The 10058-nt window shown below is 71.2% G+C and carries 7 protein-coding genes; 3 read left to right on the top strand and 4 right to left on the bottom strand.

Annotated elements, in window-relative coordinates; all coding sequences use genetic code 11:
- Window positions 1–26 precede the first annotated feature (26 nt).
- The 3 genes from hflX to miaA form a co-directional block, all read right to left on the bottom strand.
- The gene (hflX, locus tag ACH65_RS00270) at window positions 27–1331 is read right to left on the bottom strand and encodes a ribosome rescue GTPase HflX (RefSeq protein ID WP_049620563.1); all 1305 of its coding nucleotides are present in this window, start codon (window positions 1329–1331) and stop codon (window positions 27–29) included.
- Between the two features lie 6 nt (window positions 1332–1337).
- Window positions 1338–1607 carry an RNA chaperone Hfq gene (gene hfq, locus ACH65_RS00275; protein WP_049620564.1) on the bottom strand — a complete coding sequence of 90 codons (270 nt, stop codon included), beginning with the start codon at window positions 1605–1607 and terminating at the stop codon, window positions 1338–1340.
- Between the two features lie 160 nt (window positions 1608–1767).
- Entirely contained in the window at window positions 1768–2721 is a 954-nt protein-coding gene (gene miaA, locus ACH65_RS00280) for a tRNA (adenosine(37)-N6)-dimethylallyltransferase MiaA (RefSeq protein WP_049620565.1), read from the bottom strand.
- Between the two features lie 191 nt (window positions 2722–2912).
- On the opposite strand from miaA, the gene tdh reads away from it, so the two are divergent.
- From tdh to kbl, 3 genes are all read left to right on the top strand, one after another.
- Entirely contained in the window at window positions 2913–3935 is a 1023-nt protein-coding gene (gene tdh, locus ACH65_RS00285; protein WP_049620571.1) for an L-threonine 3-dehydrogenase, read from the top strand.
- A gap of 218 nt (window positions 3936–4153) precedes the next feature.
- Entirely contained in the window at window positions 4154–7804 is a 3651-nt protein-coding gene (locus ACH65_RS00290; protein WP_049620566.1) for a DUF748 domain-containing protein, read from the top strand.
- 84 nt (window positions 7805–7888) lie between these two features.
- Window positions 7889–9082 carry a glycine C-acetyltransferase gene (gene kbl / locus ACH65_RS00295; RefSeq protein ID WP_049620567.1) on the top strand — a complete coding sequence of 398 codons (1194 nt, stop codon included), beginning with the start codon at window positions 7889–7891 and terminating at the stop codon, window positions 9080–9082.
- Between the two features lie 125 nt (window positions 9083–9207).
- Here kbl and ACH65_RS00300 read toward each other — a convergent pair.
- A partial coding sequence (locus ACH65_RS00300) for a pseudouridine synthase (RefSeq protein ID WP_237561393.1) occupies window positions 9208–10058 on the bottom strand: 851 nt, incomplete at its 5' end.

The following is a 10058-nucleotide window of genomic DNA, read 5'->3' on the forward strand; positions in this document are numbered from 1 at the left end:
CGACGCGGACGCCGCCCCGCCCGCGGCTAGCCGCCCGAGGCCTCGGCGCGCTCGATCAGGGCCCGCACGGGGCCGGCGTCCTCGCCGCCCAGCGCAGCCAGCACCGCACGCGGCGCGTCGATGGCGAGCCGCCAGCCGTGTTCGTCCACCGATTCGCCGGCGATCGCACCGGCGGCCTTCAGGCGCGCATGCAGCCGGCCCGCGGTGAGCGGCAGGTGCAGTTCCGACTGCACGCGGTCGCCGCCGAGCAGTTCGCCCAGCGCCTCGCGCAGGAGGTCCAGCCCGGCGCCGGTGGCGGCGGAGAGCCATACCTGGGTGGGGCGGCCCTCGCCATCGCGTACCAGGCGCGGCTCGGCCTCGATCAGGTCGATCTTGTTCATCACCCGCAGCTGCGGCAGGTCGCCGGCGCCGATCTCCTCCAGCACCTGGTCGACCACGCGCTGCAACAGGTCGCGCTCCTCGTCGGAGGCGTCGGAGACGTGCAGCAGCAGGTCGGCGTCGCGCGCCTCGGCCAGGGTGCCGCGGAAAGCGGCCACCAGGTCGTGCGGCAGGTCGCGCACGAAGCCGACGGTGTCGGCCAGCACGGCCGGGCCGCAGTCGAGGCCGTCGAGCTTGCGCACGGTGGGGTCGAGCGTGGCGAACAGCTGGTCGGCGGCGTACACGTCGCCCACGGTGATGGCATTGAACAGGCTGGACTTGCCGGCGTTGGTGTAGCCCACCAGGGCCACCCGCGGCACCGTGTTGCGCAGGCGCGCGCGGCGCTGCTGGCCACGCTGCACCTGCACCTTCTCCAGGCGCTTGGTGAGCTGCTTGACGCGCTCGCCGAGCAGGCGGCGGTCGGTTTCCAGCTGCGTCTCGCCCGGGCCGCGGTTGCCGATGGCGCCGCCGCGCTGGGCGTCCAGGTGGGTCCAGCCGCGCACCAGCCGGGTGGCGAGGTGCTTGAGCTGCGCCAGCTCCACTTCCAGCTTGCCTTCGTGCGAGCGGGCGCGCTGGGCGAAGATGTCCAGGATCAGCCCTGCACGGTCGACCACGCGCACGCCCAGGTGCTTTTCCAGGTTGCGCTCCTGCACCGGGCTGAGCAGGTGGTCCACCAGGACCAGATCCGCCTCGAGCGCACGGACCGCCTCGGCGACCTCGTCGGCCTTGCCGCTGCCGACGTAGAAGCGGGGGTTGGGATCTTCGACGCGCGCCGTGATGTTCCCCAGCACCTCGGCGCCCGCCGACTTCACCAGTTCGGTGAATTCTTCCGCGCGCCGCGCCGCGTCGCCATCGCCGCGGGCGTATGGGAGCAGCAGTACGGCACGCTCGCCTTTCTTTTGTCTATCGAACAGAGTGGATCAACCTTCCGCCTCGGCGGATGTGGAATGCGCCTCGCCGTGGCCCTCCGGGGCGCCGCTGACGCGCACGTTGCGACTGGGCACCACGGTGGAGATCGCGTGCTTGTAGACCATCTGGCTCACCTGGTTGCGCAGCAGGACGACGAACTGGTCGAACGATTCGATCGTGCCCTGCAGCTTGATGCCGTTGACGAGATAGATGGCTACCGGAACACGTTCCTTACGCAGCGCATTTAGAAATGGATCCTGCAGAGACTGCCCTTTGGACATTGTTGTTTCCCCCTCGCAACGGACGGGCCGGAGAAAAACGCACACGGCGCCCGGCCCAAGGTGCAAGGATGTTAACCGCTTTTAAATCCAGGTTGAAAGAACGCCGTGGGCCGCGCCACGGGCACCGCTCCACAGTTTCCGAAGCAACCCTTCGAATAGCTCAGGAGATGGAGCCGGCAAGGAACAATTCCAAGGCGCCGGTGGCGGTCCCGGCGAGGCCCGGCCGGTCGGGGTCGAGCACGCGGGCGTCCAGTTCGCTGCGCAGCCAGGTGATCTGGCGCTTGGCCAGCTGGCGGGTGGCGAACACGCCCTTGTCGCGGAAGGTGGCCGCGTCGGTCCGGCCGTCCAGGTGCTCCCAGGCCTGGCGGTAGCCGACCGCGCGCAGGGCCGGCAGGTCGGCATGGAGATCTCCGCGCGCGCGCAGCGTGCGGACTTCGTCGAGGAAGCCCGCCGCCAGCATGGCGTCGAAGCGCTGGGCGATGCGCGCGTGCAGCGGCGCGCGGTCCGCCGGCAACAGGGCCAGCTTGAGCACGCGCCAGGGGAAGCGCTCGCCGCTGCCGCCGCGTTGCAGTTCGGACAGCGGCCGGCCGGTCAGCGCGATCACCTCCAGCGCACGCTGCAGGCGCTGGGCGTCGTTGGGGCCGATGCGCGCCGCGGCAGGCGGGTCGAGCTCGGCCAGCCGCCGGTGCATGGCCGGCCAGCCCTGCTCCGCCGCCTCCGCCGCCAGGCGCCCCCGCACCGCCGCGTCGGCTTCGGGCAGGGCCGACAAGCCCTGCTGCAGGGCGCGGAAGTAGAGCCCGGTACCGCCGACCAGCAGCGGCACCCGGCCCTGCCTGCCGACCGCCGCCATCGCGTCGAGCGCGTCGGCGCGGAAGTCGGCCGCCGAATACGGCTCGGCCGGATCGCGGATGTCGACCAACGCGTGCGGGTAGCGCGCCAGCGTGGCGGCGTCCGGCTTGGCGGTGCCGATGTCCATGCCGCGGTAGACCAGGGCCGAGTCCACGCTGACCAGGCTCACCGGGAAGCGTTCGCTCAGCGCGCAGGCCAGCGCGGTCTTGCCCGAGGCGGTCGGGCCCATGAGGAAGATCGCGAGGGGGCGTTGGTCGATCGGCATCCGGCCATTGTAATCAGGCCGTGCGCGATCGCCGGCGGCCGCCCCGCCCGGCCGTGCCGGCGCGCCTCCCGGCGCGCGGCTTCCTCACTGCGCCGCGCCAAGCCGCGCGGCACGCCGGGGTCTATACTGCGCGCCTTTCTTCCCCGCCCGCCCCGCGCGGGCCAACCCACGGATCTCCCATGTCGCAGACGATGAAAGCCCTGGTCAAGCGCCACGCCGAGCAAGGCATCTGGATGGAGGAGGTGCCGCTGCCGCAGGTCGGCCCGAACGAGGTGCTGATCAAGATCGAGAAGACCGCCATCTGCGGCACCGACCTGCACATCTACAAGTGGGACGAGTGGAGCCAGCGCACCATCAGGCCGGGCCTCACCATCGGCCACGAGTTCGTCGGGCGCATCGTGGAGATCGGCCCCGGCGTCACCGGCTACCAGATCGGCGACCGCGTCTCGGCCGAGGGCCACATCGTGTGCGGCCACTGCCGCAACTGCCGCGCCGGACGCCAGCACCTGTGCCCCAACACCATCGGCATCGGCGTGAACCGCAACGGCGCCTTCGCCGAGTACATGAGCATGCCGGCCTCCAACCTGTGGCCGATCCCCGACCAGATCCCCTCGGAGCTGGCCGCCTTCTTCGACCCCTACGGCAACGCCGCGCACTGCGCGCTGGAGTTCGACCTGATCGGCGAGGACGTGCTGATCACCGGCGCCGGCCCCATCGGCGTCATCGCCGCCGGCATCGCCAAGCACGTGGGCGCGCGCAACGTGGTGGTCACCGACGTCAACGACTACCGCCTCAAGCTCGCCGCCGACATGGGCGCCACCCGCGTGGTGAACGTGGCCAACCAGTCGCTGCGCGACGTGATGTCGGACCTACACATGGAAGGCTTCGACGTGGGCCTGGAGATGAGCGGCAACCCGCGCGCCTTCAACGACATGCTCGAATGCATGTACCACGGCGGCAAGATCGCCCTGCTCGGCATCCAGCCCAAGGGCGCCGGCATCGACTGGGACAAGGTGATCTTCAAGGGCCTCACCCTGCAGGGCATCTACGGCCGGCGCATGTACGAGACCTGGTACAAGATGACCCAGATGGTGCTCACCGGCTTCCCGCTGCAGAAGGTGCTCACCCACCAGATCCACATCGACGACTTCCAGCGCGGCTTCGACCTGATGGACGCGGGCAGCTGCGGCAAGGTGGTGTGCTCCTGGCATTGAGCGCCCCGTCGCCGGCCCTGTAGGCGCCCCCCGCGCGCGACTGCGGTGTTGTTGCCGCCGCGCAGGCTTCCCGCGCGCAAGCGCGCTCCACATGAACGACCGTACCGGCCCCCGTCCTGCGCGTCGGCACGGCGGCAGCGTACACTCGCGCCAGTCGTCGTTCGTCCCATTGAAACGCTGCCGAAGCCATCGGCGGCGCCTCACGAGGAAGCCGGACCATGCACGAGCCGAGCACGGGCAAGCCGTGGCGCCATCGCTGGCGCGAGCGCCTGGTGGCGCTCTACCGTTCACGGCGGCTGCGCCGCTGGGTGCTGATCGCGCTGGTCGCTCTGCTGCTGTACGTGGTGGCCACCGCGCTGGCGGTGCCTGCCCTGCTGCGCCACTACGCGCAGACGCGCGCCGGCGCCCTGCTCGGACGGCCGGTGGCGGTGCAAGCGATCCGCTTCAACCCGCTCACGCTCAAGCTCAGCGTGGCCGGCCTGCACGTGGGCGATGCAGACGGCCGCAGCCCGTTCGTCGATGCCGACCGCGTGGTGGTCAACGCCTCCTGGACCTCGCTGTTCCGCCTGGCGCCGGTGCTGGACGCCCTGGAGCTGGACCGCCCGCGCATCGCCCTGGTGCGCAGCGCGCCGCAGCGCTTCAACTTCTCCGACCTGATCGAGCGCTTCGCCGGCGGCCCGCCCAAGCCCGGCGCCGAGCCGGCGCGCTTCGCGCTTTCCAACATCGTGGTGCACGGGGGCGAGATCGCCTTCGACGACCGCACGCTCGGCACCCGCCACCGCGTCGACCAGCTGGAACTGGGCATCCCCTTCATCGCCAATCTGCCGCGCGACACCGGCGTGTTCGTGCAACCGCTGCTGGCGATGCGCGTGGACGGCAGCCCGCTGCGCATCCAGGGCCAGACCAAGCCCTTCGACAGCAGCCTCGAATCCATCGTCGGCTTCCACCTGGAGCGGCTGGACCTGCCCCGCTACCTGGGCTACGTGCCCGCCGCGCTGCCGTTCGCGATCCCGCGCGGCCAGCTGTCCGGCGACCTGGAACTGCACTTCATCGACAGCAAGCCGACACCGCAGCTGCGTCTCGGCGGCACCCTGGCGCTGGACGACTTCGCCCTGACCGGCAAGGACGGCGCGGCGATCCTCGCGCTCGGCCACGGCAGTGCGGCGCTGGCGGACGTGCAGCCGCTGCTCGCGCGCTACCGGTTCGGCGCGGTGAGCCTGGAGCAGGCCAGCATGGCGTACACGCGCCAGGCCGGCGGCCGCAGCAACTTCGACGCGCTCACCGGCGGCGGCCAGGCGAAGGCCACGCCGCCGGACCCGAAGGCGCCGCCCACCGAGGTCGGCATCGCCAGCCTCGCGCTTGGCGGCAGCCGCTTCGTCTACACCGACGCCACCGGCGCGGCGCCCGCCACGCTCACGCTGGATGCGCTCAAAGGCAACCTTAGTGGCCTGAACACGCAGGCGACCGCGGCCGCCGCCGTGGCGGTGAGCGGCCGGCTCAACGGCGGCGGCGTGGCCTCACGCGGCAAGCTCGGCCTCGCTGCCGGCCGCTACGCCGGCACGCTGACGCTCAAGGACGTGGACGCCGCACCGCTCCAGGCGCTGGCCGCGCCCACGCTGCAGGCCGAAGTCCGGCAAGCCCGGCTCGACGCCGACGGCAGCATGCAGGTGGACTGGCACGACGCCTTCAACCTGCACGTGGAGCCGGCCAGGCTCGGCCTCCGCAACCTCGCCCTCGGCAAGCGCGGCGCCCCGGATACGCTGGTGGCGTGGAAGGCCCTGGACGCCACCCTCGCCCGCTTCGACCTCGCCGGCCGGCAGGCGCAGCTGGATGCCTTGGCGATACACGGCCTGGACGTGACGGCGCAGCGCAACGCCGCCGGCCATCTCGACCTCGCCAGCCTGGCCGACAGCGCGCCCGCGGCGAAACCGGCGGCGCGCCCGGCCGGCGGCGGCGCCGCACCGGCCTGGCACTGGCGCCTCGATCGCCTCGGCCTCGACGACGGCGCGCTCACGCTGACCGACCACGCTTCCGGCAAGCCCGCCAGGGTCCGGCTGCAAGCGCTCAAGGCCGAGCTCCAGGGCCTCTCCGACCAGTTGCGCCAGCCGTTCAAGCTGACCGCCTCCGGCACGGTCGGCAAGGGCAGCTTCGAGGCCGGCGGCACGCTGCGACCCGAGCCGTTGCGCGCCGATCTCAAGATCAGGACGCGGCAGTTCGAGCTGGCCGGCTTCCAGCCCTACGTGGACATGCCGCTCAACGTGAGCGTGGCCCGCGCCCAGCTCACCAGCGACGGCCAGCTGCGCTACGCCGGCGGCGCGCAGCCGCGCGTGAGCTACCGCGGCCGCGCCACGCTGGCCCGCGTGCTGGTGCAGGACAAGCTCACCGGCGACGACTTCCTGCGCTGGCGCACGCTGGCCCTGGACGGGATCGACTTCCGCCACGGCGAGGGGCCGCTGCACCTCGCGCTGGGCGACATCGCGCTCAGCGATTTCTATGCGCGCGTGATCGTCAACGCCAACGGCCGCCTCAACCTCGCCGACGTGGCCGGCCAGGGCGCCGCGCAGCCGGTGTCGGTCACCCGGGCCGAAAACGAACAGCCGACGGCCGCCCCGCCCAAGGTCGAGACGCCGGCGCCGGCGGCCTCGACCGCCGCGGCCACTGCCGCCGCCCCCGCGCCGCCATCCGACATCCGCATCGGCCAGATCATGCTCGCGCGCGGCCAGCTCAACTACACCGACGACTTCATCAAGCCCAACTACAGCGCCAACATCACGGCGCTCACCGGCAAGGTCGGCGCCTTCGGCACCCAGGGCGGCCCGCCGGCCGAAGTGGTGCTGCAAGGCCAGCTCGACGACAGCTCGCCGGTGGACATCGGCGGCAGCATCAACCCGCTGGCGCCGGTGGCCTTCCTCGACATCAACGGCAAGGCCAACGGGGTGGAGCTCACGCACCTGAGCGCCTACTCCAGCAAGTACACCGGCTACCCCATCCTCAAGGGCCGCCTCAACGCCGACGTGCACTACCTGCTCGACCAGGGCAAGCTCAAGGCCGAGAACCACATCTTCATCGACCAGCTCACCTTCGGCGACCGCATCGAGAGCCCCGGCATCAGCCACCTGCCGGTGAAGCTCGCGGTGGCGCTGCTCAAGAACTCGCGCGGCGAGATCGACGTGCGCGTGCCGGTGTCCGGCTCGCTGGACGATCCGCAGTTCAGCCTGGGCGGGGTGATCTGGCGTGCCTTCGTCAACCTGATCGCCAAGGCCGCCACCGCGCCGTTCCGCCTGCTCGCCTCCGCCTTCGGTGGCGGCGGCAACGGCGGCCAGGATCTGGGCTACGTGGAGTTCGCGCCCGGCTCGGCCCTGCTCGACGCCACCGCCAAGGATCGCCTGGCGCAGATCGTCAAGGCGCTGGGCGAGCGCCCCTCGCTCAACCTCGACATCGTGGGCCGCATCGACCCCGCCCGCGACGAACAGGGCCTGCGCCAGGTGACGGTGGACGAACTGGTGCGCCACGAACAGGGCGATGACCAGGACACGGACGGCGTCGCGCCACCCCCGCCGCTCTCGCCGGAGGACTACGACCGCTACCTGGAGCGCGCTTACAAGCACGCCAAGTTCGACAAGCCGCGCAACTTCATCGGCCTGACCAAGTCGCAGCCGCCGGAGGAGATGAAGAAGATGCTCGAGGCCAACGTGACAGTGGACCAGAATGCGCTGCGCCAGCTCGCCGACCGCCGCGCCGCCGCCGTACGCAAGTGGCTCGAGGGCAAGATCGACGCCAAGCGGGTGTTCCTGCTCGCGCCCAGGCTCGACGCCAAGGGCATCGACGACCAGGGCAAGACCACGCGGGTCGATTTCGGGCTGCACTGATCCACGCCTGCCCCCTCCGCGGCGGTTTTCCGATCCGCCGCGAAGGCCCACAATGGGCGTCCTCCCACCCTACGGACGACACCCATGAGCTACCCCGGCCAGGCCCGCTTCGCCAGTGAACTCGAATCCATCCGCGAGCAGGGGCTGTTCAAGGCCGAGCGCGTGATCGTGTCGCCGCAGTCGGCGCGGATCCGGCTCGACAGCGGCAAGGAGGTGCTCAACTTCTGCGCCAACAACTACCTCGGCCTCGCCGACCACCCCGAGGTGATCCAGGCCGCCAAGGACGCGCTCGACACCCACGGCTTCGGCATGGCCAGCGTGCGCTTCATCTGCGGCACGCAGGACCTGCACAAGCAGCTGGAGGCGAAGATCGCCGACTTCTTCGGCACCGAGGACACCATCCTCTACGCCGCCTGCTTCGACGCCAACGGCGGCCTATACGAGCCACTGCTCAACGAGGAAGACGCGATCGTCTCCGACGCGCTCAACCACGCCTCCATCATCGACGGCATCCGCCTGTGCAAGGCCAAGCGCTACCGCTACGCCAACTGCGACATGGTGGACCTCGAACAGCAGCTCGCCGCGGCCGACGCCGCCGGCGCGCGCACCAAGCTGATCAGCACCGACGGCGCCTTCTCCATGGACGGCTTCATCGCGCCGCTGGCCGAGATCACCGAGCTGGCCGACAAGTACAAGGCGCTGGTGCACATCGACGAGAGCCACTGCACCGGTTTCCTCGGCGCCACCGGCCGCGGCTCGGCCGAGGTGCATGGGGTGCTGGACAAGATCGACATCATCACCGGCACGCTCGGCAAGGCGCTGGGCGGCGCCATCGGCGGCTTCACCACCGGCCGCGGCGAGATCATCGAGATGCTGCGCCAGCGCTCGCGACCGTACCTCTTCTCCAACTCGCTGCCGCCGCACGTGGTGGCCGCGGCGATCAAGGTGTTCGACATGCTGGCCGAGGCAGGCGACCTGCGCGAGCAGGTGAAGGCCAACACCAGCCACTTCCGCACCCGCATGGGCGCGGCCGGCTTCGACATCAAGCCGGGCGTGCACCCGATCGTGCCGGTGATGATCTACGACGCCAAGAAAGCCCAGGCGATGGCCGCCGAACTGCTGGAGGAAGGCATCTACGTCACCGGCTTCTTCTACCCGGTGGTGCCGCAGGGCCAGGCCCGCATCCGCGTGCAGGTGAGCGCCGCGCACACCCGCGAGCAGCTCGACCGGGCGATCGAGGCGTTCACCAAGATCGGCAAGAAGCTCGGCGTGATCTGAGGCTTGGCGCGAAAGCGCGCTGCCGATCCGCGCCATCGGTGGGCGCGTGCCGCACGGCACGCCCGCGTCTCGACCCGCCGCGCATCCCCGCGCAGGAACCCATCGGCGGTGGCCGCCTTGCAGGACTAGCGCCGCAAGGCGGCGACTTCTTCCTCATCGAGGTGCCGCCACTGCCCCTTGGGCAACTCGCCCAGCGCCAGGCCACCGATCGCCACGCGGATCAGCCGCAGCACGCCGATGCCGTGCACGGCCAGCAGGCGGCGGATGTGCCGGTTGCGCCCCTCGTCGAGCACGACTTCCAGCCAGGCGTTCCTGGTGCCGCTGCGCAGCAGGGAAACCCGCTTGGCGGCCAGGCGCTCGCCTTCGTCGGTCACGCCTTGCGTCAAGCGATCCAGCATGGACGGATCGGGGATGGCGTCGATCTGCACGTGGTAGGTCTTGTCCACGTGGCGCTGCGGATCGGTCAGGCCCGCCGCCCACGCGCTGTCGTTGCTCAGTAGCAGCAGGCCCTCGCTGGCCTTGTCGAGCCGGCCGACCGGGCCCAGCCAGGGCAGGCCGGCGTCGCGCAGCAGGTCGTAGACGGTGTCCCGGCCGCGCTCGTCGGCGGCCGTAGTGACGATGCCGCGGGGCTTGTTGAGCGCCACGTAGACCCGGCTTGCGGCCGCCACCGGCTGGCCGTCGAGCGCGATGCGCTGGCGCGCGGGATCGGTGGGCCGCTCCGGGTCCAGCGTCACGCGGCCGTCCACCGTCACCCTGCCCCCGCGCACCGCCCGCTCGGCCTGGCTGCGCGAGCAGACGCCGAGTTTGCTGAGCACGCGCGCCAAGCCGTGGCGCGGCGCCTGGCGGGTGGCGGGTGGCCGAGGTTTCGGCGTGTGCATGGATCGGGCCCTATCCTGCATAGCGGTGGCGACGGGCATGGTAGCCGCGCCGGCGCCGCGTTTTCCTTGTCCACAAAAGAAAAGCCCGGCCGAAGCCG

The sequence above is a fragment of the Frateuria defendens genome, assembly GCF_001182895.1.
GTDB classification, from domain to species: Bacteria; Pseudomonadota; Gammaproteobacteria; order Xanthomonadales; family Rhodanobacteraceae; genus Frateuria_B; species Frateuria_B defendens.